Annotated in this window: 25 protein-coding genes and 1 tRNA gene; 11 read left to right on the forward strand and 15 right to left on the reverse strand. The window is 68.8% G+C overall.

The genetic code is table 11. The annotated features are described in order from the left end of the window. Window positions 1–47 precede the first annotated feature (47 nt). Together ppc and ACMT1E_RS14845 are read left to right on the forward strand one after the other, a co-directional pair. On the forward strand, window positions 48–2,711 hold the full coding sequence (gene ppc, locus ACMT1E_RS14840) for a phosphoenolpyruvate carboxylase (RefSeq protein WP_414901247.1): 2,664 nt from the start codon (window positions 48–50) through the stop codon (window positions 2,709–2,711). 66 nt (window positions 2,712–2,777) lie between these two features. Continuing rightward, window positions 2,778–3,335 carry a response regulator transcription factor gene (locus tag ACMT1E_RS14845; protein WP_414901248.1) on the forward strand — a complete coding sequence of 186 codons (558 nt, stop codon included), beginning with the start codon at window positions 2,778–2,780 and terminating at the stop codon, window positions 3,333–3,335. Between the two features lie 8 nt (window positions 3,336–3,343). Here ACMT1E_RS14845 and ACMT1E_RS14850 read toward each other — a convergent pair whose 3' ends face one another. From ACMT1E_RS14850 to pheS, 3 genes are read right to left on the reverse strand one after another with little or no spacing between them, the layout of a single operon-like run. Next, entirely contained in the window at window positions 3,344–4,099 is a 756-nt protein-coding gene (locus ACMT1E_RS14850; protein WP_414901250.1) for an NAD(P)-dependent oxidoreductase, read from the reverse strand. A gap of 51 nt (window positions 4,100–4,150) precedes the next feature. Then, window positions 4,151–6,523: a phenylalanine--tRNA ligase subunit beta gene (gene pheT / locus ACMT1E_RS14855; RefSeq protein ID WP_414901252.1), complete on the reverse strand. Its 2,373-nt coding sequence runs from the start codon at window positions 6,521–6,523 to the stop codon at window positions 4,151–4,153. Next, a complete protein-coding gene (gene pheS, locus ACMT1E_RS14860; RefSeq protein ID WP_414903465.1) occupies window positions 6,520–7,563 on the reverse strand; it encodes a phenylalanine--tRNA ligase subunit alpha in 1,044 nt (347 codons plus the stop codon). Before pheS ends, pheT begins: the two co-directional genes overlap by 4 nt. Window positions 7,564–7,769: 206 nt before the next feature. On the opposite strand from pheS, the gene ACMT1E_RS14865 reads away from it, so the two are divergent. Then, entirely contained in the window at window positions 7,770–7,955 is a 186-nt protein-coding gene (locus ACMT1E_RS14865) for a hypothetical protein (protein ID WP_414901253.1), read from the forward strand. Window positions 7,956–8,033: 78 nt separating this feature from the next. On the opposite strand, the gene rplT is transcribed toward ACMT1E_RS14865, so the two are convergent. From rplT to hisN, 4 genes are all read right to left on the reverse strand, one after another. Further along, a complete protein-coding gene (gene rplT / locus ACMT1E_RS14870; RefSeq protein WP_414901254.1) occupies window positions 8,034–8,411 on the reverse strand; it encodes a 50S ribosomal protein L20 in 378 nt (125 codons plus the stop codon). A 12-nt stretch (window positions 8,412–8,423) separates the two neighbouring features. Next, window positions 8,424–8,627: a 50S ribosomal protein L35 gene (gene rpmI / locus ACMT1E_RS14875; RefSeq protein WP_136161953.1), complete on the reverse strand. Its 204-nt coding sequence runs from the start codon at window positions 8,625–8,627 to the stop codon at window positions 8,424–8,426. Window positions 8,628–8,789: 162 nt separating this feature from the next. Beyond that, on the reverse strand, window positions 8,790–9,140 hold the full coding sequence (locus tag ACMT1E_RS14880) for a GFA family protein (protein ID WP_414901256.1): 351 nt from the start codon (window positions 9,138–9,140) through the stop codon (window positions 8,790–8,792). Between the two features lie 19 nt (window positions 9,141–9,159). Continuing rightward, complete coding sequence (gene hisN / locus ACMT1E_RS14885) at window positions 9,160–9,942, reverse strand: histidinol-phosphatase (RefSeq protein WP_414901258.1); 783 nt, start codon at window positions 9,940–9,942, stop codon at window positions 9,160–9,162. A gap of 158 nt (window positions 9,943–10,100) precedes the next feature. Here hisN and ACMT1E_RS14890 point away from each other — a divergent pair, with 158 nt between their 5' ends. Genes ACMT1E_RS14890 through fsa form a run of 3 tightly spaced genes read left to right on the forward strand, consistent with a single transcriptional unit; the run spans window position 10,101 to window position 11,665 of the window. Next, the gene (locus ACMT1E_RS14890) at window positions 10,101–10,367 is read left to right on the forward strand and encodes a hypothetical protein (RefSeq protein ID WP_414901260.1); all 267 of its coding nucleotides are present in this window, start codon (window positions 10,101–10,103) and stop codon (window positions 10,365–10,367) included. A 41-nt stretch (window positions 10,368–10,408) separates the two neighbouring features. Continuing rightward, window positions 10,409–10,966 (forward strand): cytochrome b, encoded by a 558-nt coding sequence (locus ACMT1E_RS14895; protein WP_414901262.1) that lies wholly within the window; start codon window positions 10,409–10,411, stop codon window positions 10,964–10,966. A 45-nt stretch (window positions 10,967–11,011) separates the two neighbouring features. Next, entirely contained in the window at window positions 11,012–11,665 is a 654-nt protein-coding gene (gene fsa / locus ACMT1E_RS14900; RefSeq protein ID WP_414901263.1) for a fructose-6-phosphate aldolase, read from the forward strand. A gap of 10 nt (window positions 11,666–11,675) precedes the next feature. Here fsa and ruvA read toward each other — a convergent pair whose 3' ends face one another. The 4 genes from ruvA to ACMT1E_RS14920 all read right to left on the reverse strand — a co-directional run bounded on the left by ruvA (window position 11,676) and on the right by ACMT1E_RS14920 (window position 13,701). Continuing rightward, window positions 11,676–12,272 (reverse strand): Holliday junction branch migration protein RuvA, encoded by a 597-nt coding sequence (ruvA, locus tag ACMT1E_RS14905; protein ID WP_414901264.1) that lies wholly within the window; start codon window positions 12,270–12,272, stop codon window positions 11,676–11,678. Beyond that, a complete protein-coding gene (gene ruvC / locus ACMT1E_RS14910; RefSeq protein ID WP_414903467.1) occupies window positions 12,269–12,760 on the reverse strand; it encodes a crossover junction endodeoxyribonuclease RuvC in 492 nt (163 codons plus the stop codon). Before ruvC ends, ruvA begins: the two co-directional genes overlap by 4 nt. After that, complete coding sequence (locus tag ACMT1E_RS14915) at window positions 12,757–13,500, reverse strand: YebC/PmpR family DNA-binding transcriptional regulator (RefSeq protein WP_414901265.1); 744 nt, start codon at window positions 13,498–13,500, stop codon at window positions 12,757–12,759. Before ACMT1E_RS14915 ends, ruvC begins: the two co-directional genes overlap by 4 nt. A 111-nt stretch (window positions 13,501–13,611) precedes the next feature. Beyond that, a tRNA-Ser gene (locus ACMT1E_RS14920) sits at window positions 13,612–13,701 on the reverse strand. 123 nt (window positions 13,702–13,824) lie between these two features. Here ACMT1E_RS14920 and hspQ point away from each other — a divergent pair. The 3 genes from hspQ (at window position 13,825) to gorA (ending at window position 17,104) form a co-directional block, all read left to right on the forward strand. Then, window positions 13,825–14,202 (forward strand): heat shock protein HspQ, encoded by a 378-nt coding sequence (hspQ, locus tag ACMT1E_RS14925; RefSeq protein WP_414901267.1) that lies wholly within the window; start codon window positions 13,825–13,827, stop codon window positions 14,200–14,202. Window positions 14,203–14,263: 61 nt separating this feature from the next. Continuing rightward, on the forward strand, window positions 14,264–15,754 hold the full coding sequence (gene pgi, locus ACMT1E_RS14930) for a glucose-6-phosphate isomerase (RefSeq protein WP_414903468.1): 1,491 nt from the start codon (window positions 14,264–14,266) through the stop codon (window positions 15,752–15,754). A 3-nt stretch (window positions 15,755–15,757) separates the two neighbouring features. Next, complete coding sequence (gene gorA / locus ACMT1E_RS14935) at window positions 15,758–17,104, forward strand: glutathione-disulfide reductase (RefSeq protein WP_414901268.1); 1,347 nt, start codon at window positions 15,758–15,760, stop codon at window positions 17,102–17,104. 65 nt (window positions 17,105–17,169) lie between these two features. Here gorA and ACMT1E_RS14940 read toward each other — a convergent pair whose 3' ends face one another. Then, window positions 17,170–17,397 (reverse strand): hypothetical protein, encoded by a 228-nt coding sequence (locus ACMT1E_RS14940; RefSeq protein ID WP_414901270.1) that lies wholly within the window; start codon window positions 17,395–17,397, stop codon window positions 17,170–17,172. A gap of 125 nt (window positions 17,398–17,522) precedes the next feature. Between ACMT1E_RS14940 and ACMT1E_RS14945 the strand changes: the two genes are divergently transcribed. Together ACMT1E_RS14945 and ACMT1E_RS14950 are read left to right on the forward strand one after the other, a co-directional pair. After that, complete coding sequence (locus tag ACMT1E_RS14945) at window positions 17,523–18,632, forward strand: sensor histidine kinase (RefSeq protein ID WP_414901272.1); 1,110 nt, start codon at window positions 17,523–17,525, stop codon at window positions 18,630–18,632. Further along, window positions 18,622–19,371, forward strand: a complete 750-nt coding sequence (locus ACMT1E_RS14950; protein ID WP_414901273.1) for a LytR/AlgR family response regulator transcription factor — start codon at window positions 18,622–18,624, stop codon at window positions 19,369–19,371. The genes ACMT1E_RS14945 and ACMT1E_RS14950 overlap by 11 nt, the downstream gene beginning before the upstream one ends. Before the next feature lie 93 nt (window positions 19,372–19,464). Here the strand turns inward: ACMT1E_RS14950 and ACMT1E_RS14955 are convergent, their stop codons facing one another. The 3 genes from ACMT1E_RS14955 to ACMT1E_RS14965 all read right to left on the reverse strand — a co-directional run bounded on the left by ACMT1E_RS14955 (window position 19,465) and on the right by ACMT1E_RS14965 (window position 22,215). After that, the gene (locus ACMT1E_RS14955; protein ID WP_414901275.1) at window positions 19,465–19,824 is read right to left on the reverse strand and encodes a UrcA family protein; all 360 of its coding nucleotides are present in this window, start codon (window positions 19,822–19,824) and stop codon (window positions 19,465–19,467) included. A 220-nt stretch (window positions 19,825–20,044) separates the two neighbouring features. Further along, window positions 20,045–21,277 carry a dicarboxylate/amino acid:cation symporter gene (locus tag ACMT1E_RS14960; protein WP_414901276.1) on the reverse strand — a complete coding sequence of 411 codons (1,233 nt, stop codon included), beginning with the start codon at window positions 21,275–21,277 and terminating at the stop codon, window positions 20,045–20,047. 23 nt (window positions 21,278–21,300) lie between these two features. Continuing rightward, complete coding sequence (locus ACMT1E_RS14965; protein ID WP_414901277.1) at window positions 21,301–22,215, reverse strand: neutral zinc metallopeptidase; 915 nt, start codon at window positions 22,213–22,215, stop codon at window positions 21,301–21,303. Between the last annotated feature and the right edge of the window lie 72 nt (window positions 22,216–22,287).

The following is a 22,287-nucleotide window of genomic DNA, read 5'->3' on the forward strand; positions in this document are numbered from 1 at the left end:
TCCGCGAAGGCGTTGACTGGAACGCTTTTGCATTGCAGCAAAGCGTCATGGCTAGCGCACCTCCGATCACCCAGAACCCCGATATCCGCTTTCTCGGCCGCTTGCTCGGCGACGTCATCCGCCGTCAGGGAGGCGAAGCGCTGTTTCGCCGAACAGAGTATATCCGCTCCGCCTCCGTCGATCGCCATCGCGGCATTGCCGATGCCGGCGCCATAGACCCCGGCCTTGGCGCGCTGACCCTTGACGACACGCTCGCCTTCGTTCGTGGCTTCATGCTGTTTTCCATGCTCGCCAACCTGGCCGAGGACCGGCAGGGGGCGGCGGTCGAATCGGACGCCGACCTCGTCCACGCGCTTAACCGGCTTGATGAGGAAGGGGTGCCGCGCGACGCGGTGGCCGCGCTGCTTGACGCGGCGCTGGTCGTGCCGGTGCTGACCGCCCACCCGACCGAAGTGCGCCGCAAGAGCGTGATCGATCACCGCAACCGTATCGCCGCGCTGATGCGCTTGCGCGACGGTGGTGCCCTGGAAACGGCGGACGGCGACCGGATCGAGGATGGAATCTATCGCCAGATCGCGCTGCTCTGGGAAACTCGGCCGCTGCGCGGTGAGCGGCTGTACGTCGCCGACGAGGTGGAGAACGCCCTCGCCTATCTGCGCGACGTGTTCCTGCCCACGTTGCCGGCTCTCTACGCCCGCTGGGAACGGTTGCTCGGCAGTCGCCCGGCGAGTTTCCTGAAGATCGGCAGCTGGATCGGCGGTGACCGGGACGGCAACCCGTTCGTGGTGGCCGAGTCGTTGCGGCTGGCGCTGTCCCGGGCGGCGGCGGCGGCGCTGTCCCACTATCTTGATTGCGTCCATGCGCTTGGCGCTGAACTGTCGCCATCGACGACGCTTGCCGCCGCTAGTCCCGCGGTGATCGCGTTGGCCGAGGCAAGCGGCGACACCGCGCCGAGCCGCGCCGACGAGCCGTATCGCCGGGCGCTCTCCGGTATCTATGCGCGGCTGGCGGCGACCTATGAGGCGCTGATCGGCCGGGCGCCGCCGCGTCCGTCGCATCTGCCCGGCGCGCCTTATGCAACGCCGGAAGCGCTGCGCACCGACCTGCGCGCGCTGGCCCAGGGGCTGGAAAGTCATGGCATCAGCGGCGGCGCGCTCGACCGGTTGATCCGCGCGGTCGAGACCTTTGGATTCCATCTCGCGACGCTGGATATGCGCCAGAATAGCGCCGTTCATGAACGGGTGGTCGCGGAACTGCTGCGCGTTGCCGGCGTCGAAGCGGATTATGCCGCGCTGGATGAGGATGCGCGGGTCGCGCTGCTCCGCCGTGAACTGGCATCGCCGCGCCCGCTGGCCAGCGCCTTTGCCGCCTATTCCGACGAGACGCGCAGCGAGCTGGACATCGTCCGCGCCGCCGCCGAGGCGCATCGTTGCTACGGACCGGCGTGCATGACCAATTATGTGGTGTCGATGGCGCGGTCGGTGTCCGACCTGCTGGAGGTGAACATTCTGCTGAAGGAAGCCGGGCTTTACTGCCCCGGTGAACCGGCGGCGGCAGCGATGATGCCGGTGCCCTTGTTCGAGACGATCGCCGACCTGGAAGCGGCGCCGGCGGTGATGCGGCAATGGTTCGCGGTGCCGGAAACCGCCGCCATCGCCGGCGCGCGCGGCCATCAGGAAGTGATGATCGGCTATTCCGATTCGAACAAGGATGGCGGCTACCTGACATCCAACTGGGCGCTGCATGAGGCGAGCAAGGCGCTGGCGCCGGTGTTCGCCGAAGCCGGCGTCCGCATGCAGCTGTTCCACGGGCGCGGTGGCGCGGTCGGGCGCGGCGGCGGGTCATCCTTCGCCGCGATCCGCAGCCAGCCGGCCGGCACCGTGCAGGGGCGCATCCGCATCACCGAGCAGGGCGAGGTGATCGCCGCCAAATACGGCAACAGCGAAAGCGCGACGACGAATCTGGAAGCGATCGCCGCCGCCACCCTGCTTGCTTCGCTGGAACCGGACTGCCTGTCGGCGGCCGACGCCGCCCGCTTCACCGCGGCGATGAACACGCTATCCGCCGATTCGATGCGCGCCTATCGCGCGCTGGTTTACGAGACCGAAGGCTTCCGCACCTTTTTTCGCCAGATGACGCCGATCGCGGAGATCGCGACGCTGAAGATCGGCTCGCGCCCGTCCAGCCGCACCAAATCCGACGCGATCGAGGATCTGCGCGCGATTCCCTGGGTATTCAGCTGGGCACAGGCACGGGTGATGCTGCCCGGCTGGTACGGCGTCGGCGAGGCGCTCACCGGATTTGCAGACCAGGGGCTGCTGCGCGCGATGGCGGAAGGCTGGCCGTTCTTCGCCGCCACGCTCGGCAACATGGAAATGGTGCTCGCCAAATCCGACATGGGCATCGCCGAACGCTATGCGACGCTGGTCGGGGACCGGGCGCTGGCGAACGGGATCTTCGGCCGGATCCGCGACGGCTGGCACAGCGGGCACGATTCGTTGCTCGCCGCGACCGGGCAGGCCCGCCTGCTGGAAAAGAGCCCGGCGCTGGACGAATCGATCCGCCTGCGTTTGCCCTATATCGAGCCGCTGAATCTGCTCCAGATCGAGCTGTTGAAGCGCCACCGTGCCGGTGAGAGCGACCCGCGCATCGCCGAAGGCATCCAGCTGTCGATCAACGCGGTGGCGACGGCGCTGCGCAATAGCGGCTGAGCTGGACCAGGCAGCGTTGGGCGGCGGTTAACCATTTCCCAACCGCTCCGCGCGTAGGCGCGGGGAATGAGCGACGTCGCTGCCCCCGTTCCCGGACCGTCCATCCTGGTGGTCGATGACAGCCGCACCAACCTGGCGGTGATGGGCAAGCGGCTTACCCGGATGGGCTATCTGGTCAGCCTGTGCGACAACGGGTTCGCCGCGCTCGACATGATGCAGGCCAGGCGGTTCGATCTGGCCATAGTCGACATGGTGATGCCGCAGATGTCAGGCCTGTCGGTGCTTCGCGAACTGCGTGGGGCGATGACGACGGCGGCGCTGCCGGTGCTGATGATCACCGCGCGCAGCGACGACGGGGCGGCGGTGGAAGCGCTTGGCGCTGGCGCTGACGATTATGTGTCGAAACCATTCGCGTTCGAGGTGCTCGGCGCCCGCATCGCCCGGCTGCTCGACCGCGCCCGCGCGTTCGAGGCGCTGCGTCAGTCAAATCTCGCGCTCGACGCGCGCATCGTGCGCCGGGCGATGGAACTGGGGGCGCTGCGCTCCGAACTGGACGAGGCCCGCGCCGATACTTTCCGTCTGCAGGCGGAGGTCGTCCGGCTTGGCGGTCAGGCTGCCGCCTGATCCCAGCGTTATTCTATGTCGACGGACAGGCCCGGCCCCGGATCGCCCGGCGGCGCGGCGCAGGCGATGCGCGGCGCGTCGGCGCGGGCGCGGTCAAGGATGGCGGACGGCACCGCCGCGCGGTGGTAGACCCGGTCAGCGCGGGCTAGCCATCGCGCCTCGCGCAGGCTCAGGTCGTCCGGATCGGGTGAACGGAGCGCGATCCGGACCAGCGCCGACGACCCGGCCGCTTCATCGCCGGCCAGCCAGCGGTCGAGCGCGCCCGCATCATGCTCCGTCAGCGGATCGAGCGCGCCGCCGGGGCCAAGCGCGGCGGCGATCGCCTGCCGCCGCGCGCCGCCATCCGGCCAGCGGGCGCGGATCGCGCCACGCGCCTGCCATAACTGCTCTGTCAGCGCACCGAGCGTGGCAGGGAGCAATGTCTCCAGCCGCTGGCGCAGCGCCCCGGCCAGACCGGCGGAAGCGCCGCCGGTGCCGATCGCGATCAGTACCGGATCGCGGTCGACGATCGCCGGCAGGGTGAAATCGCAGAGCGCCGGCCGGTCGACGGCATTGACCAGGATGCCGCGCGCCTTCAGCCGCGCGACGACCGCCTCAGCCCCGTCGGCGAGTGCAACGATCGCCAGCGCCGCGTCGCCATCCTCGCCGACGACAATCGCGCCGGCCCGCTCGAGCAGCCGCCGCTTGGCGTCGGTCGCCTCCCCGGCGCCGATCAGCATGACCGGGCGGCCGGCTAGGCGAAGGAAGACGGGCAAGCTGTGCATCGCGCCCCTTGTTGCCGGTGCGGCGCCGCTTGCCAAGCGCGGCTATGCCGCTCAGCCGCGCAGCGTCGCGCCCAGCTTGGCGGCGGCAGCGACGATCTTCGCCGAGATGGCCGACAGATCCTCCTCGGTGAAGCTTTTCTCCGCCGGCTGCAGCGTCACTTCCACCGCCAGCGACTTCTGCCCGGCCGGCACGCCCTGTCCGGTGAACAGGTCGAACAGTCGCGCGTCGACGATCGCCACCTTGTCGGCGCCGCGGACGGCGCGGACCAGCGCGTCGGCGGCCAGCGCTTCCGGCACCAGGAAGGCGAAATCGCGCGCCACCGCCTGCAACGCCGGCGGCGCATAGGCGGAGCGCATCCGCCCTGCGGCCCGCCGCGCCGGGATCGAATCGAGGAAGATCTCGCCGGCGACGACATCGCCGTCCAGCCCCAGCGTCCGGGCAAGCGCCGGGTGAAGCAGGCCGAATTCCGCCAGCACCGTCTTCGGCCCCAGCCGCAGCGTCGCCGACCGACCGGGATGATAGGCAGACGCCGCTTCGCCCATCACCTGCAGATTGTCGACCGGCGCGCCGGCGGCGGCGAGCAGCGCCAGCGCCTCCGCCTTGCCGTCGAACGCATCGAACGGCTGTGGCTTGCCGGTCTGCCAGCCACGCGCGGTTTTGTCGCCGGCCAGCACGAAGGCCAGCGTCGGTCGCTCGGCATCCGCAAGGTAACGGCGCCCGACCTCGAACAGCCGGATCGTCGCCGCACCGCGATCGACATTGCGCCGTGCCGCCGCCAAAAGGCCGGGCAGCAGCGTCGGCCGCATCACCTTCATATCCTCGCTGATCGGGTTGGCCAGCGTCCAGGCGCCGCCGCCGAACGCCGCCGCTTCGCCTTCGGCGATGAAGCTCCAGGTCAGCGCCTCGTTCAGGCCGCGCGCCGCCGCAGCCCGGCGGGCGCGGCGCTCGACCAGCTGTTCCGGCGTTGCGGTCGGCGCGGCAACGCCGGGCGCGCGATCGAGCGGCGCGGACGGCACGCTGTCGATGCCGGTGATCCGCACCACTTCCTCGACCAGATCGGCCGGGCCGTCGACATCGCGGCGCCAGGACGGCACCGCCACCTGCATCGGCGTATCCCCCGACACGGCGAAGCCAAGCCGCTCCAGGATCGCCCGCTGCTCCGCCGCGGGGACGGCGACGCCACCCAGCCGCGCGCACAGGCCGGGGTCGTAGGCGACATGCTTGTCGGTGACCGGCGCCGCGCCGGCGCGCACCACATCGGACGGCTCGCCGCCGCAGATGTCGACGATCATGCCGGTCAGGATCGCCAGCCCGTCGTCGAGGAAGGCCGGGTCGACCCCGCGCTCGAACCGGCTGCGCGCGTCGGAGGCGAGCGCCACCGCCTGCCCGGTGCGGGCAATGCGTTCCGGATCGAAGAACGCCACCTCCAGCAGCACGTCGGTCGTGTCGTCGGCGGTGCCGGAATGCTCGCCGCCCATGATCCCGCCGATGCCGTGCACCTCGCGCGCGTCGGCGATGACCGTCATCTCCGGGGTCAGGGCATAGCTTTTGCCGTTCAGCACCGTCACCGTCTCGCCCGGCGCGGCGCGGCGGGCGACGATCGGCGAGGCCAGCTTCGCCAGGTCGTAGACATGGCTTGGCCGGCCGAGCGCGAACATCAGATAGTTGCTGATATCGACCAGCGCGGAGATCGGCCGCTGGCCGATCGCGGTCAGCCGGCGCTGCAGCCAGTCCGGCGACGGGCGGTTGCGGGTGCCGCGGATCACCCGGCCATAGAAGGCGGGGCAGCCCTCCGCATCGTCGGTGCGGATTTCGATCGGGCAGGGAAAGCCGCCGGCCACCGCCGGCACCGCCAGCGGCTTCAGCGTGCCGAGGCCGGCCGCCGCCAGGTCGCGGGCGATGCCGTGCACGCCCATGCAATCCTGCCGGTTCGGGGTGATGGCGACGTCGAACACCGGGTCGTCCAGCCCTGCCCATTCGGCGTAGGCCGCGCCGACCGGCGCGTCGGCCGGCAGTTCGATGATCCCGTCATGCGCCTCGCCCAGCTCCAGCTCGCGCATCGAGCACATCATGCCCCGGCTTTCGACCCCGCGAATCGCCGCGACTTTCAGGGTGATGCCACTACCCGGCACATAGGCGCCGGGCGCGCCAAACACGCCGACCAGGCTGGCGCGGGCGTTGGGCGCGCCGCAGACGACCTGCACCGGCCCGTCGCCGGCATCGACCGACAGCAGTTGCAGCTTGTCTGCCTGCGGATGGGGTTCGGCGGTCAGCACCCGGGCGATGCGGAATGGCGCCAGCGCTTCCGCCGGGTTCTCGACGCCCTCGACCTCAAGCCCGATGCGCGTCAGCACCTCCGCCACCGTTGCCGCGTCGGCTTCGGTGTCGAGATGGTCCTTCAGCCATGACAGGGTGAACTTCATGCCCCCACTCCCCCGGACAGAGTGGGCACGTCGAGGCTGCGGAAGCCGTAATGGCGCAGCCAGCGCAAATCGCCGTCGAAGAAGGCGCGCAGATCGTCCATCCCGTATTTCAGCATCGCCAGCCGGTCGACGCCGGTGCCGAACGCGAAGCCCTGCCACACGTCCGGGTCAAGCCCGCATGCCTCGATCACCCGGCGGTGGACCATGCCGCTGCCGAGCACCTCCATCCAGCCTTCGGCGCCGCCGATCACCCGCCGGCCCTTCTCGATCGAATAGCCGACGTCGACCTCGACCGACGGCTCGGTGAACGGGAAATAGCTGGGGCGCAGCCGCAGCTGGATGTCGTCGCGCTCGAAGAACGCCTTAAGGAACGTCTCCAGCGTCCAGCGCAGATGGCCGAGGTGGATGGCCTTGTCGATCACCAGCCCCTCGATCTGGTGGAACATCGGCGTATGGGTGGCGTCGCTATCGGAACGGTAGACGCGGCCGGGCGCGATGATGCGGATCGGCGGCAGCTGGCTGGTCATCGTGCGGATCTGCACCGGCGAGGTGTGGGTACGCAGCACGCGCGCCTCCTCGCCTTCGTCCGCGCGCAGGTAGAATGTGTCGTGCATCGCGCGGGCGGGGTGGCTTTCCGGCATGTTGAGCGCGGTGAAGTTGTGCCACTGGTCCTCGATCTCCGGCCCGGTCGCGACGGCGAAGCCGAGGTCAGCGAAGATTTCCGCCAGCTCGTCCATCACCTGGCTGACCGGGTGGACGCTGCCCTGCGGCAATTCCGGCGCTGGCAGGGTCAGGTCGATCGCCTCGGATGCCAGCCGGGCGGCGAGCACGCGTTCTTCCAGCGCGGCCTTGCGTGTCGTGATCGCCGCCGTCACCGTTTCGCGCAGGCCGTTGATCCGCGGACCCTGCGCCTGCCGTTCGTCGGCGCTCATCCCGCCCAGCGTCTTCAACAGGGCGGTTACCCTGCCCTGCTTGCCAAGCGCGCCGACCCGGATCGCTTCGAGCGCGTCCAGGCTGTCCGCCGCACCGATATCCGCCATCAGGCCCTGCCCGATTGCCTCGAGATCGCTCACCGTTGGTCCCTTCGTCCTTCCCGCCGCGCCGCAGCCGGTCGGGCCGGCATGCCGTAGGCGCGGGATATGCGTTCGATCAACCCCCAAGGCCCGTGGGAGCGCGCGTGAGCTGGTTGACAGACGACTCCCCGGCCTGCGAGTCAGGTCGGGAAACCGTTTAGTGGAGCCACGTCATGTCCGATAACAAACCCGACAATCCTCCTTCCACCAGGGACAAGCGTAAATGGGTGGCCGCCGGGGTCGGTGTCGGCATCGGTTCGGCCGCGATCGCGGCGGCGCTGCTCTACGCCAACCAGAGCCGCCGTCAGCAGGCCGCTAAGCTGAAGCCGAGCGACCCGGAGGAGAAAGCGACGGACTGACGCCGAGGTACGCGGCCAATAGGAAAAGGGGCGCGGCGCCCTGGCGCCACGCCCCTTGTTCTGTTCACACGCTGTCGTTCAGGCGGCGACGCGCGCATCCGCTGGCAGCGCTGCCTTCACCTGGGCGATGATCGCCTTGAATGCGTCGCCCTCGTGCATCGCGATATCGGCCAGCACCTTGCGGTCCAGGTCGATATTCGCCAGCTTCAGCCCGTGGATGAACACGCCATAGGTCAGCCCTTCGGCGCGCACGGCGGCGTTGATGCGCTGAATCCACAGGGCGCGGAAGCTGCGCTTCTTCACCTTGCGGTCGCGATAGGCGTACTGCCCGGCCTTCTCGACCGCCTGGCGGGCGATGCGGATCGTGTTCTTGCGACGGCCGTAATAGCCCTTCGCCTGATCGAGAATCCGCTTGTGCTTGGCCTTGGTGGTCGTGCCGCGTTTTACTCGTGCCATGGTTCGCGCTCCTTACTTCAGGCCGTAGGGGGCCCACGCCTTGACCGTCGCCGTATCGGCGTCGGACAGGACGGAGGTGCCGCGATTCTGGCGGATGTACTTGGCGTTGTGGCTGATCAGGCGGTGCCGCTTGCCGGCGACGCCGTGCTTGATCTTGCCGGTCGCGGTGATCTTGAAGCGTTTCTTCACACCGCTCTTGGTCTTGAGCTTGGGCATTTTCGTCTCCTTATATGCGACGATATCGACCGGCCCTGGCAGCCCTTTCGGCCAGGCAGGTCAGCTTTTCTATCGTGCGAAGGCGGGCGCCTAGCTGGATTCTCCCGTCAGCGCAAGTCGCGGGCAGAGAATCGGCGCCGTTTCCCGCGACGGCGGATGACCTTAGTGGCTGGCGCCGTCCACCGCCTCGATGGTCAGCGCATCGAGATCCGCGTCGGGCACGCAGCGCAGGTTGATCGCGGCCATCTTCGCCCCGTCCGGCCCGGTGCCGACCGCGAAGCCCTGGCACCCGCAGACGGTGCAGAAGCGGTGGTCGATCGCGTGCTTGTTGAAATGATAGGTGGCCAGCTTGTCCTCGCCGCTGTCGAGCCGGAAGCGGTCCAACGACACGAAGGTGAGCAGCAGACCCTTGCGCCGGCAATGCGAGCAGTTGCAGCTCATCGCCGTATCGGGGATGTCGCCTTCGACCGTGTAGGTCACCGTGCCGCAATGGCAGCTGCCTTGATATGCCATGATCCGTCCTTTCCCGTTTTCAGTGGTTGCAGGCCAGTCCTTCGACAACGTCGTCGAGCCGCGCCGGGTCCCCGAGGGCGATGACATGGCCGCCGCTGGCGTCGCTCAGCGGATCGCCGTTCCAGTCGCACATCGTCCCGCCGGCGCCCTCGACGATCGGCACCAGCGCGGCGAAATCGTGCAGGCTCAACCCCGCTTCCACCACCAGGTCGACATGGCCGATGGCCAGCAGGCCGTAATTGTAGCAATCGCCGCCAAACAGCATCCGTTTGTGGGCGCAACGGCTGGCGAGCGCCATGAAATGCGCGCCGTCGTGATCGCTGAAATATTGCGGGCCGGTGGTGGCCAGTGTCGCCTCGGCAAGGTCCGCGCATCGACGGGCGCGGGCCGGGGTGCCGTTGAATAGCGTCGGTTGGCCGATCGCGCCGATCCAGCGTTCGCCGATAACAGGCTGGTCTATGATGCCAAGGACTGGCCAGCCATCCTGCAACAAGGCGATCAATGTCCCGAAACTGGGGCGGCCGGCCATGAAACTGACGGTGCCGTCGATCGGATCGAGAACCCATTGTCGGCCCGTTGTGCCGGGCTTTTCGCCATACTCCTCGCCAAGGATAGCGTCGCGGGGGGCTTCCGCTTCGATCAGCCGGCGCATCGTCGACTCGGCGGCGCGATCAGCTTCGGTCACCGGAGAGGAATCGGGTTTCGTCTCGATGTCGAAACGGGCTCGGAAATAGGGGCGGATCGCCTGCCCGGCCGCGTCGGCAAGGGCGTGGGCAAGCGCTATGTCACGATCATTCACCATCATGACCGCCTAGCCCAGCGGCGTCGCCCCGGCTAGCCGGGTCAGGATGGGACGGCGCCGGGGCATTTTTAACTATGAAATCCGCACAGGCGGGTTAGTCTTCACTCATAAACAGCATCGGGGGAGGGACACTTCGCATGCATGCACAGCACCGGAGGGTGAGCGCCGCTGACGATATCCGCGCTGATATCGACTCGCTGCGGGGCAGGGGCGGCCGTGATTACCGGTCGCCGTCCCGCAGACCGGTTTCGGCAAGCCGTATCCGCCAACACACGGGTATCTGTCTCACCGTCTTGCTGCTCGCTGCTTCGGCGCTGATGCTGTTCGGGGTCATCCGGCTGGCGATCGCGGTCGGCGGCGCCATTCTCCATTTTGCCTGGCCCAGCCACCGTCTCGGTCAGGTCCTGGTCGATCTCCTGTTCTAGAAACGGCGCGCACCGCCGGTCATAACATCGAGAGGAAGGCAATGCAGAATGCGCGCTACAACGGGGTGGCCGGCGCCCTCCACTGGATTCTCGCCATACTGGTAGTGGCGCAGCTCTATATTGGCTGGACCTTCGCCGACCTGCCGCGCGGCACGCCGGCCAAGGGCGAATGGTTTGTGTGGCATAAGACGGTCGGTATCCTGATCCTGCTGATCACCGTCGGTCGGATCGGCTGGCGGGTCGCCAACCCTCCGCCGCCTTTTCCGGCTACGATGCCGGGGTGGGAACGGGCGGCGGCACGGGCGAGTCACTTGTTCTTTTATGCGATCCTGTTGATCCTGCCGCTGTCGGGCTGGGTACTGATATCCTCGGGCAAGACGGATGTGGCGACAACGACGCTGCTCGGCGGCATGCCATGGCCGCTGATCCCCGGTGTGCCTGACAGCGCACACGAGCCAGCGGAAGTGGTTCATGCCGTGCTGATCTGGGCGACGGTGGCACTGTTCGTGGTTCATGCCGCGGCGGCCCTCCGCAACCAGTATTTTGGCGATCGGGCGCTGTCCGGCCGGATGCCGCCCTTCCGCCGGCGCGGCGATTGAGCTAGGCGGGCGGCCACCAGCCATTTTGCAGTGAGCCGCCCCGCCATGAAATTTTTCGCTGACACCGCCGACACCCGTGACATTGCCGAACTGGCCGCGACCGGCCTGCTTGACGGGGTCACCACCAACCCGTCGCTGATCCACAAGGCGGGGCGCGACTTCATCGAGGTGGTGACGGAGATCGCCGGCATTGTCGACGGGCCGGTTTCGGCCGAAGTCGTCGCTCTCGACCATGAAGGCATGCTGCGCGAGGCGGAGGTGCTGCGCCGCATCGCCGACAACATCGCGATCAAGGTCCCGCTGACCATCGACGGGCTGAAGACGTGCAAGGCGCTGACCGGCGACGGCACGATGGTCAACGTCACCCTGTGCTTTTCCGCCAACCAGGCGCTGCTCGCGGCGAAGGCCGGCGCGACCTTCATCTCGCCCTTCGTCGGCCGGCACGACGACGTCGGCTTCGACGGCATGCAACTGATCGCCGATATCCGGCTGATCTACGACAATTACGGCTTCGACACCGAGATCCTCGTCGCCAGCGTCCGCCACCCGGTCCATGTGCTGGAAGCGGCCAAGATCGGTGCCGACATCATGACCGCGCCGCCGGCGGTGATCCGCCAGCTTGCCAGACACCCGCTGACCGACAAGGGTATCGAAGGCTTCCTCGCCGACTGGGCAAAAACCGGGCAGTCGATCGGCTGACCTGTTCGGCCTACCGTGCCGCCTTGCGCAGGGCGAGGCGGACGAGGGCGTCGAGGCTGGCGCCGGGGCCAAGCTCCGCTCCCGCCGCGGCGACGGCACTGCCTGCCTCCGCTGGACGGAAGCCGAGGTTTGCAAGCGCCGAGACGGCGTCGGCGGCAAGGCCGCCCGCTGGCGCGGTGGTGGCGCCGGCATCGCCGGTCGCCGCGGCGCCGACCTTGTCGCGCAGTTCGGTGACGATGCGCAGCGCCAGCTTCGGCCCGACGCCGTTGGCGCGCGCGACCATCGCCTTGTCGCCGGTTGAAATCGCGCGAACGATCTCGTCCGGCGCCAGCACCGACAGAATGGCGAGGGCGACGCGGCCGCCGACGCCCTGCACCCCGGTCAATAGGCGGAACCAGTCGCGTTCGCCCGCCGAGGCGAAGGCGAACAGGGTCATCGCGTCCTCGCGCACCTGCAGCTCGGTGAACAGCATCACCTGCCCGCCGACCGCGCCGATCGCCTGCAGGCAGCGCGCCGACGCCTGGACGAGATAGCCGACGCCGCCGACGTCGATCACCGCATGGTCCGCGCCGATTTCGGCCAGCGTTCCGGTCAGTCGCGCGATCATCTGCCCCCCAGCGCCCTGTTGCTGGCGAGATGATGGGCGTGGGTGATCGCGACGGCAAGCGCGTCGGCGGCGTCCGCGCCGTCGATGGCGACGCCGGGCAGCAGCCGCGCGACCATGGCGTGGACCTGGTCCTTCGACGCGCCGCCGGTGCCGACCAGCGCCTTCTTGACCAGCCGCGCGGCATATTCGCCGACGACGATGTCGTGCCGGGCGGCCGCCAGCAGGCAGACGCCGCGCGCCTGCCCCAGCTTCAGCGTCGATTGCGGGTTGCTGTTGACGAACACCTCCTCCACCGCCGTCGCCGCCGGCCGGTGCCGGTCGATCAGCGCCGCCAGCGCCGCGTCGAGCGCGACCAGCCGGGCGCCGAGCGGCGCGGCGCTGTCGGTACGGATCCGGCCGTTGGCGACATGGGCCAGCCGGTTGCCCTCCGCGCGGATCACCCCCCAGCCGGTGGTGCCGAGGCCGGGATCGAGGCCGAGGACGATCAGCCCAGCCGCTCCATCACCTCGTCCGGCACCTCGTAATTGCCCCAGACGGTCTGGACGTCGTCGTCATCATCGAGCGCGTCGATCAGCTTCAGCAGCTGGCCTGCCTCCGCTTCGCCGACCGTCACCATCGTGCCGGGGCGCCAGGCGAGCTTGGCGCCTTCCGCCTCACCCAGCGCCGGCTCCAGCGCCTTGGCAACTTCGTGCAGAGTTTCGGTCGCGGTCCAGATCTCGTGGCCGTCCTCGCTTGACGCGACGTCCTCCGCGCCGGCTTCCAGCGCCGCCTCGAACACCGCGTCGGCGTCGCCGGCGGCGACGGGATAGCTGATCAGCCCCATTCGGTCGAAACCGTGGCTGACCGAGCCGCTGGCGCCCAGATTGCCGCCATTCTTCGATACGATGGTGCGGACGTTGGTGGCGGTGCGGTTGCGATTGTCGGTCAGCGTTTCGATGATCAGCGACACGCCGCCGGGGCCGAAGCCTTCGTAGCGGACCTCCTCGTAATTGTCGCCGTCGCTGCCTTCCGCCTTCTTGATCGCGCGCTGGATATTGTCGTTGGGCATCGACTGGGCGCGGGCGGCGATGATCGCCGAACGCAGCCGCGCGTTCATATCCGGGTCGGGCAGGCCGTTTTTCGCGGCGACGGTGATCTCTCGGCTGAGCTTCGAGAACAGCGCCGACCGCTTTTTGTCCTGCGCACCCTTGCGGTGCATGATGTTCTTAAACTTGGAATGGCCTGCCATAGGGGGCTTTCACGCTGGATGGTCGAACGGACGACCGTCTGTAAAAGCCTTTGCCGCGCGAATCCACTGGGGCGGTGTTTTGGGGGGTAAGATCGGCGGGTGACGGCTGTGTGGCGGAGAGGGTGGGATTCGAACCCACGGTACCCTCGCGGGCACGCCGCATTTCGAGTGCGGTGCTTTCGACCTCTCAGCCACCTCTCCGCGAGGAACACCGGTCCTTGCGGGCCGGCGCCGGGTCGATCGAAGGCGCGCTGTTAGCGAAAGCCGGCGGCGCAGACAAGCTATCTGCTTGCGTGGCCGGGCCGGCGCCCTAAATTGGGGCGCATGAACCACGCGCTGAACAGCAATCCCTCGACGCCCAACCCGCTCGCCCCGCCGATCGTGCATGCACGTTTCGCCATCGGCGACGTCGTGCGCCACCGGCTGTTCGATTTCCGCGGCGTCATTTTCGACATCGACCCGGTCTTCGCCAATTCCGACGAATGGTACGAGGCGATTCCGGAGGACGTCCGCCCGCGCAAGGACCAGCCCTTCTACCACCTGCTCGCCGAGAATGCCGACAGCAGCTACCTGGCCTATGTCAGCCAGCAGAACCTGATCGGCGATCCCGACGGCGACCCGGTCGACCACCCGGCGATTGCCGGGCTGTTCGAGGACTATCGCGACGGGCGCTACCGCCTGCGCCGCGAGCACCGGCACTGATCGGGCGGTCCGCCGGCATATCTGACGTTTGAAGAAGGACTGGGCGATGGCCGACCTCGAGATGATTCGCGCGGCGATCGCCGGGCATGAGCGCGCGAAGGTCGCGGACCTGCTCGCCGACGCCGACCGGCTGGCGCGGCTGACGCTGGAGACGGGCGGGCTGTTCTTCGACTGGTCCAAGACCCATCTCGACGCCGCGCTGGTCGGCGATTTCGCCAGGCTGGCCGAGGCGGCCGGGCTGGCGGCGGCGCGCGACGCGCTGTTCGCCGGGCGGGTGGTGAACCCCAGCGAGGACCGCGCCGCCGAGCACCCGGCCGAGCGCGGCGAGGGCGCGCCGGAGAGCGTTGCCCGCGCCCGCCAGCTCCACGCCCGGATGCGCGCGCTGATCGACGCGATCGAGGCGGAGGCGTTTGGCCCGATCCGCCACGTCCTGCACGTCGGCATCGGCGGGTCGGCGCTTGGCCCCGACCTGCTGATCGACGCGCTCGGCCGCGATGCGGGACGTTATGACGTCGCCGTCGTGTCCAACGTCGACGGCGCCGCGCTGGAGGAGGTGTTCGCCCGCTTCGACCCGTCGGCGACGCTGCTCGCCGTCGCCTCCAAGACGTTCACGACGACCGAGACGATGCTGAACGCGGCGAGCGCGGTGCAGTGGATGGCGGAGGGCGGCAGCGAAGACCCCTATGGCCGGGTGGTCGCGCTGACCGCCGCGCCCGACAAGGCGGTGGCGTGGGGTGTCGACGAGACGCGGGTGCTGCCGTTCGCCGAAAGCGTCGGCGGGCGGTATTCGCTGTGGTCGTCGATCGGCTTTCCGGCGGCGCTGGCGCTTGGCTGGGACGCGTTCGAGAGCCTGCTGGAAGGGGCGGCGGCGATGGACCGGCATTTCCGCCTTGCCCCGGCTGACCGCAACGCGCCGATGCTCGCCGCCTTCGCCGACCAATATTATGCGCAGGTGGTGGGGTGCGAGACGCGGGCGGTATTCGCCTATGACGAGCGGCTGCGACTGCTGCCGGCCTATCTGCAGCAGCTTGAGATGGAATCGAACGGCAAGTCGGCAACCGCCGACGGCCGGCCGCTCGACCGCCCGTCGGCGCCGATCACCTGGGGCGGGGTCGGCACCGACGCGCAGCACGCGGTGTTCCAGCTGCTCCACCAGGGTACGCATATCGTCCCGGTCGAATTCGTCGCCGCGATCGAGCCGGACCATCCGTTGGACGAGGCGCATCACCGCACGCTGTTGACCAACTGCTTCGCGCAAGGGGCGGCGCTGATGACCGGGCGGCACAGCGACGACGCGGCGCGCAACTACCCTGGCGACCGGCCGTCGACGACGATCCTGCTCGACCGGCTCGACCCGGCGACGCTGGGCGCGCTGATCGCCTTTTACGAGCACCGCACCTTCGTGAACGCGGTGCTGCTTGGCATCAATCCGTTCGACCAGTTCGGCGTCGAGCTGGGCAAGGACATTGCCCGCTCGATCGCCAGCGAGGGTACCGGCGGGTTCGATGCGTCGACCCAGGCGCTGATCGCCCGGGCATTCGGTCGGAGCTGAGCCATGGCGTCTTATGATTATGATCTGTTCGTCATCGGCGCCGGATCGGGCGGGGTGCGCGCGGCGCGGGTGTCGGCGGCGCACGGTGCCAAGGTGGCGGTGGCCGAGGAATACCGCGTCGGCGGCACCTGCGTGATCCGCGGCTGCGTGCCGAAGAAGCTGCTGGTCTACGGCGCGCATTTCGCCGAGGACCTGATGGACGCGCGTAAGTTCGGCTGGGACGTCGGTGCCGCGACCTTCGACTGGCCGACGCTACGCGACAATGTGCTGGCCGAGGTCGACCGGATCAACGGCGCCTACACCAACACGCTGGAAAGCCATAAGGTCGAGATCATCCTGGAGCGGGCGACGGTCGCCGGCCCGCATGAAGTGCGGCTGGCGAGCGGGCGGAAAGTGACGGCGGCGACGATCCTGATCGCGACCGGCGCCTGGCCGGTGGTGCCGGACCTGCCGGGGGCGGAGCACGGCATCACGTCGAACGAGGTGTTCCACCTCGACACGGTGCCGGAGCGCATCCTGATCGCCGGCGGCGGCTACATCGCCAACGAGTTCGCCGGCATCTTCCACGAATTCAGCTGCAAGGTGACACTGGCCAACCGCAGCGACGTGATCCTGCGCGGCTATGACGAGCAGATCCGCGACCGGCTGCTGCAGATATCGACCGCCAAGGGCATCGCCTATCGCTTCAACGCCCGTTTCACCGGGATCGAGAAGCAGGCGGACGGCACGCTGCGCGTCGGGATGACCAACCACGACCCGATCGAGGTCGACGCGGTGCTGTTCGCCACCGGCCGGCGGCCGAACACCGACGGGCTGGGGCTGGACAGCGCCGGGGTGGAGACGGACGAGAAGAGCGCGATCAAGGTCGACGCCGACAACCGGTCGACCTGCCCGTCGATCTTTGCGGTCGGCGACGTGACCGACCGGGTGCAGCTGACCCCGGTGGCCATCCGCGAGGGGCAGGCCTTTGCCGACCGCCAGTTCGGCGGCAAGCCGGCGCAGGTCGATTACGACAACATCCCGTCGGCGGTGTTCAGCCACCCGCCGATCGCCGGCGTCGGCCTGACCGAGGGGCAGGCGAAAGAGAAATACGGCGCGGTCAAGGTCTACACGTCCGATTTCCGGCCGATGAAGAACGTCCTCGCCGGGCGCAACGAGCGGGCGCTGTACAAGATGATCTGCGTGCCCGAGACCGGGCGGATCGTCGGCCTGCACATGATCGGGCCGGATGCGCCGGAACTGCTCCAGATCGCCGCCGTCGCGGTCAGGGCCGGGCTGACCAAGGCGGCGTTCGACGACACCGTGGCCCTCCATCCGACCATGGCCGAGGAACTGGTGCTGTTGCGCTAGCCCCAGGCCAGCGAAGGGCGATGCGCCCGCGGAAGTGCGGCCGGGCGCGAAAGATCGGGAGCCGCCTAGCGCCCGGTCTGGCGCCTTTTCGCTTCGGCTTTCGCATCATAGCCGGACGACGGGGCGGGACGATCCGGGCTGCCGGGTGCGGTGACCGCCGGCGGGTCGGATGCGTCCATCGATTCGTCGAGGCCGGCATCCAGCTTCGCATCCGGGTCCTTCGGTCGCCGTTTCAGCCGCTCGTCGATTCGCCGGTCCGCGCCGGCGTCTTTCGGTTGTGCGCGCTTCTTCATCGCTTCTCTCCTGTCCGGCACAACAACCGCCGGCCGGCGGGCGCGGTTCCGTTCGACGAAGCCACCAGGCGTTTCGACGGCCGCCAGTGTCGTTTCGCCGCGCAAGGCAGTAGAAGGGTGGCATGATGACCGCCTATCCCGGCGCGCGCCGGCCCCGCATCGGCCAGGAGGTGGCGCTCTATACCATTCTCGGCTTCTGGCTGTTCTACATCGCGATCACCACGCTGCGCGCGGTGATCATGGATTTTCCGGCGCAGGGGGAAATGGCGCCGCGCCGACTGGTGGTGACAGCGGTCGGCATCATCCTCACCTATGTGCTCTACCTGTTCCTGCGCCTGTTCGATCACCGCCCGTTCGGCCAGCGGGTGATTGCTGCCTTTGTCGGCGCGGTGCCGGTCGCGATGGCGATCGCGCTGCTCAATTACTACGTGTTCAATATCTACGATCCGATCTGGCTGATGCAGGACCCGGATGCGCTGCATGAAATGCAGAAGCCGGGCCATTTGGTTCAGGACATCGCCGATCTCGCCATCTCGCGCTATTTCTTCCTCGCCGCCTGGGCGACGCTGTATCTGGCGCTGTCCTATGCCGCCGAAACGCGAGAGGCGGAACGCCGCGCCGCCGCCTTCGCCCGCGCCGCGCAAGAAGCGGAGATCCGCGCGCTGCGCTATCAGGTCAATCCGCATTTCCTGTTCAACACGCTCAATTCGCTCAGCTCGCTGGTGATGACCGGCCGGCCGGAGGAAGCGGAGCGGATGATCATGAACCTGTCGACCTTCTTCCGCACCAGCCTGTCCGGCGACCCGCTGGAAGACGTGACGCTGGCCGACGAGGTCAAGCTCCAGCAGCTTTACCTGGATATTGAGGCGGTGCGCTTTCCCGACCGGCTGCGCACCGTCATCTCGATCCCCGACACGCTGCTCGATATCTGCGTACCCGGCCTGATCCTGCAACCGCTGGTCGAAAACGCGATCAAATACGGCGTCTCGCCGGCGCGCCGGCCGGTAACCGTAACCATCGCGGCCAGCAGCGCGGATGGCGTGGTAACGATCCGCGTCGCCGATGACGGCAACGGCCCGCCGGTCGGTGACACCGGCGGCGGCATCGGGCTGGCCAATGTCCGCGACCGGCTGGCAGCGCGATTCGGGAGCGCCGCCGGTATGGCCACTCAGTCGCCGCCGACCGGTGGATTCTGCGCCGTCCTCACCATACCGGAGATTCGCGATGGCTGCTGATCCTGCCGCGCTGCGCACCCTGATCGTCGATGACGAGCCGTTGGCGGTAGAGCGGTTGCAACTGCTCTGCGCGCGCGAACCGGCGATCGCGCTGGTCGGCACCGCGACCGATGGTGATGCCGCGCTGCGCATGGTCGAGGCACTGGCGCCTGACCTGCTTCTGCTCGACATTGCGATGCCGGAGCGTGACGGTATGTCGGTGGCCCGCGCCCTCAGCCAGGCGGCGCGGCGGCCGGCGATCATCTTCGTCACCGCCTTCGATGGCTTCGCGGTCGAGGCGTTCGACCTCGCCGCCGTCGATTATCTGTTGAAACCGGTCGCCGCCGATCGGCTGAACCGCGCCGTCGCCCGTGCCGTTGCCGCCCGGGCGGAGTCGCCCGCCGGCGCCGTCGCAGAGGGCGGGTCGGTCTATGTCAGCGAATTCTGGGTGCCGCACCGGGCGGAACTGGTTCGCATTGCCGCCGAGGACATCGAGCGGATCGACGCCGAACGCGACTATATGCGCCTGCATGTCGGGCAGCGCAGCTTTCTGCTCCACCAGACGATCAGCGCGCTCGAAGCGCGGCTGGACCCCGAACGCTTCATCCGCCTGCACCGCTCGACGATCGTCCGCCGCGACCGGATCGAGAAGCTGCGCCACGACGGCAGCGGCGTCTGGTACGCCGATCTGGCGGATGGTGCGGCGGTGCGGATCGGCCGTACTTACCTTGGTACCGCCAAGGCTCTCGCCGGGCGCTGACCGCGCCTGCCCTCAACAAAACACCCCCGGCCTGGGACGTGGCCGGGGGTGCCAGCAAATGGGCCGGATCGCGGTCCGGCCCGGCTGTCGGGTTCAGCGGCCGGCCAGACCGGCGGTGCCGATGCCGGCGAGACGGGTGTCACCGGTACGGCGGGCAATGACCTCGACGGCGCGGCGCTCCGCGCCGACACGGGCTGCGGTGACGCAGTTGGCGATCTCCTGGCGTTCCGCCAGCGAGACGATGCCGGTGCGACCGCAGACCGCGCGGGCGGCAATACCGATGCGGTTGTCGAGCACGGTGCGCCCGGTGGCGCTGGCAAGGTTCAGGTCGGCGTGGCTGACCATGGCGGCACGGGGTCCGTCCTTGGCATGGGCGGCGGCCGGCAGCAGCGCGACGGAGGCGGCGGCGATGGCGGAGGCGGTGAACGCCTTGGTGAGGGTGGACGTGAGCATCGGGACTTCCTTCCTGACGTGGGGGGCGTCAATTGCGTGGCGCGGCGTGGTTTCCGGGGCCGGGGAGCATCGGGAAGACCCCGCCGCGCACTGTTTGGATAGGAAGCCCGGCGGCGCGACACACGCGCGCTTCGACCAGGCGCAACCGCGTTCGGCAAACCGCCGTCGTCGCCGATCAACGGCTGACGCCGATCGACGAACAACGGGTGTCGTAAGGGAATCAGGCCTCAGGCGGTGTGCGCGCGGCGACGGTGGTTGCGGCAAGATCGTAGGCGACATTGCCGGTGGTGCGAACCAGATCGGGGATTACCTCGACCGCGATCAGCAGTGCCAGCGGCGCCACCGGCACCCCCATCGCCAACGCGATCGGCACGGTGGTGATGAAAAACGTCACCTGGCTCGGCACCCCGACAGAGGCGAGGCTGATGACCGCGGCGACCAGCACGCCGGCGGCCAGCGCCCCCGGGCCGACCGGCATGCCGACCAGCGCCGCGACATAGAGGACGATCGCCAGATTGGCTGCCGGGCTGGTCGCGCGCATCAGCGTCACCGCCATCGGCAGCACGATCGCCGGGCCGCGCTCGCCCAGCTTCAGATCGTCGCGCGCGGCGGTCAGCATCGCCGGCAGCGCGGCAAGCGATGACTGGGTGCTGAAGCCGATCGACTGCGCCGGCAGCGCGGCGCGGGCGAAGCGGCCGAGCGGCTGACGCCCGCCGATTACCGCCAGCGGATAGGCACCGGCGGTGACGATGAGCAGCAGCACGACGTAAAGCGCGACATAATGGGCTAATCCTCCGATCGCGGCGAGGCCGGTATGGGCGGCGGTGGCCAGCGCCAGCGCGAACACCCCAATCGGGGCCAGCGCCAGCACCCAGCCGACGATGACCAGCATCGCCTCGGCGATCGCGTCGAACAGCAGGGTCAGTGCGGCGCGGCGTTCCGGTGCCAGCCGGGCGACGGCAAAGCCGAAGACGATGCCGAATACGACCAGCGGCAGCATCGCCGCCTCCGCCGCCGCCTGCACCGGGTTGGGCGGGATGATGCCGCGCAGCCATTCGCCGAGCGGCGGGATGTCGGGCACCGCGGCGGCGGCGGCCAGCCCGCCGCGCAGCGCCGCCGCCGCCCGTTCCGGCTGCGGCCACAGCGCGAGCAGCGCCGGGAACAGCAGCGCCGCGACCAGCGCGGAGCAAAGCAGGATCGCTGCGAACAGGCCAACCGCGCGCGCGGCGACGCCGCCGGCTTCGGCAGCGTCGCTCGCGGTGCCGATGCCGCGCACCAGCAGCGCCAGCACCAGTGGCACGATCGTCATCTGCAGGCCGTTCAGCCACAGCCCGCCGATCGGCGCGGCGACGGCGGCAACCGGCCCAGAAAGCGTCGGCGCCCAGGCGGCGAGCACGGCGCCGGTCGCCAGCCCGGCGCCCAGCCCGGCGATGATCCGCGTCGCGGACGTCATCCTTGTCCCCCCCGCGCGCCGGATCAGAGTGTGCCGGCGAAGGTGTCGCACTGGGCCGGATCGCCCGTTTCGATGCCGCGCTTCAACCACTGCATGCGCTGGGCGGAGGTGCCGTGGGTGAAGCTTTCCGGTACCGGCCGCCGGCCGGCCGCCTTTTGCAGCGTGTCGTCGCCGATCGCGTTGGCGGCGGTCATCCCTTCCTCGACGTCGCCCGGCTCAAGCCGGTCGCGGTTGTGCGCAGCCCAGACCCCGGCGTAGCAGTCGGCCTGCAATTCCATTCTGACCTGCAGGGCGTTGCCCTCCGCCTCGCTGGCGCGTTGCTGCGCGGCGCGGATCTTGTCGGCGCCGCCGGTGATTGTCTGGATATGGTGGCCCATCTCGTGGGCGATGACATAGGCCTGGGCGAAATCGCCGGCGGCGTTGAAACGGTTCTGCAATTCGCTGAAGAATTCGGTGTCGAGGTAGATGCGGTTGTCGCTTGGGCAATAGAACGGCCCCATCGCCGATTGTGCCGCGCCGCAGCCGGACTGGCCCTGATTGCTGTAGAACACCAGCCGCGCCGGAGTGAAACGCTCGCCAGATGCCTGGAAGATGGCGTTCCACGTATCCTCGTTGCTGGCCAGCACTTGACACGAGAAGCGGCTGACCGCGTCGACCGCGCAACTCTGCTCGGCGCTGTTGCCGTTGGTCGCGGCCTGCCGTTGCGGGCCGATCGTGCCGCCGGTGCCACCGCCCCCGGCGAATGGGTTGATGCCAAGCAGCATCGCGCCGCCGATGACGACGATGATCCCGACGATGCCGAACTTGCTGCCGATCAGGCTCATGATCAGGCCAAGTCCGCGGCCTCCGCCGCCCCCGCCGAAGCCAAGCCCGCCGCCCCCACCGGTGCCGCGTTGGTCCTCGACATTGTCGCTGGTCCGATAATCGTCGAGCCGCATACACTTCTCCCCGGCGTCAAACCCATGTCAGGCGGATGGAGAATGCACTGGCTTCGCGCCGGTTGCAAAAGG

The sequence above is a fragment of the Sphingomonas flavalba genome (genome assembly GCF_047553045.1).
GTDB lineage: Bacteria > Pseudomonadota > Alphaproteobacteria > Sphingomonadales > Sphingomonadaceae > Sphingomonas_L > Sphingomonas_L flavalba_A.

Excerpts from the sequence above, each read along its gene's own strand:
- pheS (WP_414903465.1), bottom strand. The coding sequence starts at position 7,563 with ATGGCGGATATCGGTGCGGCGGACAGCCTGGACGCGCTCGAAGCGATC.
- ACMT1E_RS14845 (WP_414901248.1), top strand. The coding sequence starts at position 2,778 with ATGAGCGACGTCGCTGCCCCCGTTCCCGGACCGTCCATCCTGGTGGTC.
- ACMT1E_RS14915 (WP_414901265.1), bottom strand. The coding sequence starts at position 13,500 with ATGGCAGGCCATTCCAAGTTTAAGAACATCATGCACCGCAAGGGTGCG.
- ACMT1E_RS14880 (WP_414901256.1), bottom strand. The coding sequence starts at position 9,140 with ATGGCATATCAAGGCAGCTGCCATTGCGGCACGGTGACCTACACGGTC.
- hspQ (WP_414901267.1), top strand. The coding sequence starts at position 13,825 with ATGAACCACGCGCTGAACAGCAATCCCTCGACGCCCAACCCGCTCGCC.
- ACMT1E_RS14955 (WP_414901275.1), bottom strand. The coding sequence starts at position 19,824 with ATGCTCACGTCCACCCTCACCAAGGCGTTCACCGCCTCCGCCATCGCC.
- ACMT1E_RS14895 (WP_414901262.1), top strand. The coding sequence starts at position 10,409 with ATGCAGAATGCGCGCTACAACGGGGTGGCCGGCGCCCTCCACTGGATT.
- fsa (WP_414901263.1), top strand. The coding sequence starts at position 11,012 with ATGAAATTTTTCGCTGACACCGCCGACACCCGTGACATTGCCGAACTG.
- ACMT1E_RS14865 (WP_414901253.1), top strand. The coding sequence starts at position 7,770 with ATGTCCGATAACAAACCCGACAATCCTCCTTCCACCAGGGACAAGCGT.
- ACMT1E_RS14950 (WP_414901273.1), top strand. The coding sequence starts at position 18,622 with ATGGCTGCTGATCCTGCCGCGCTGCGCACCCTGATCGTCGATGACGAG.
- ACMT1E_RS14850 (WP_414901250.1), bottom strand. The coding sequence starts at position 4,099 with ATGCACAGCTTGCCCGTCTTCCTTCGCCTAGCCGGCCGCCCGGTCATG.
- ACMT1E_RS14940 (WP_414901270.1), bottom strand. The coding sequence starts at position 17,397 with ATGAAGAAGCGCGCACAACCGAAAGACGCCGGCGCGGACCGGCGAATC.
- ACMT1E_RS14945 (WP_414901272.1), top strand. The coding sequence starts at position 17,523 with ATGACCGCCTATCCCGGCGCGCGCCGGCCCCGCATCGGCCAGGAGGTG.
- rpmI (WP_136161953.1), bottom strand. The coding sequence starts at position 8,627 with ATGCCCAAGCTCAAGACCAAGAGCGGTGTGAAGAAACGCTTCAAGATC.
- hisN (WP_414901258.1), bottom strand. The coding sequence starts at position 9,942 with ATGGTGAATGATCGTGACATAGCGCTTGCCCACGCCCTTGCCGACGCG.
- rplT (WP_414901254.1), bottom strand. The coding sequence starts at position 8,411 with ATGGCACGAGTAAAACGCGGCACGACCACCAAGGCCAAGCACAAGCGG.
- ruvA (WP_414901264.1), bottom strand. The coding sequence starts at position 12,272 with ATGATCGCGCGACTGACCGGAACGCTGGCCGAAATCGGCGCGGACCAT.
- ACMT1E_RS14960 (WP_414901276.1), bottom strand. The coding sequence starts at position 21,277 with ATGACGTCCGCGACGCGGATCATCGCCGGGCTGGGCGCCGGGCTGGCG.
- ACMT1E_RS14965 (WP_414901277.1), bottom strand. The coding sequence starts at position 22,215 with ATGCGGCTCGACGATTATCGGACCAGCGACAATGTCGAGGACCAACGC.
- ppc (WP_414901247.1), top strand. The coding sequence starts at position 48 with ATGGCTAGCGCACCTCCGATCACCCAGAACCCCGATATCCGCTTTCTC.
- pgi (WP_414903468.1), top strand. The coding sequence starts at position 14,264 with ATGATTCGCGCGGCGATCGCCGGGCATGAGCGCGCGAAGGTCGCGGAC.
- pheT (WP_414901252.1), bottom strand. The coding sequence starts at position 6,523 with ATGAAGTTCACCCTGTCATGGCTGAAGGACCATCTCGACACCGAAGCC.
- gorA (WP_414901268.1), top strand. The coding sequence starts at position 15,758 with ATGGCGTCTTATGATTATGATCTGTTCGTCATCGGCGCCGGATCGGGC.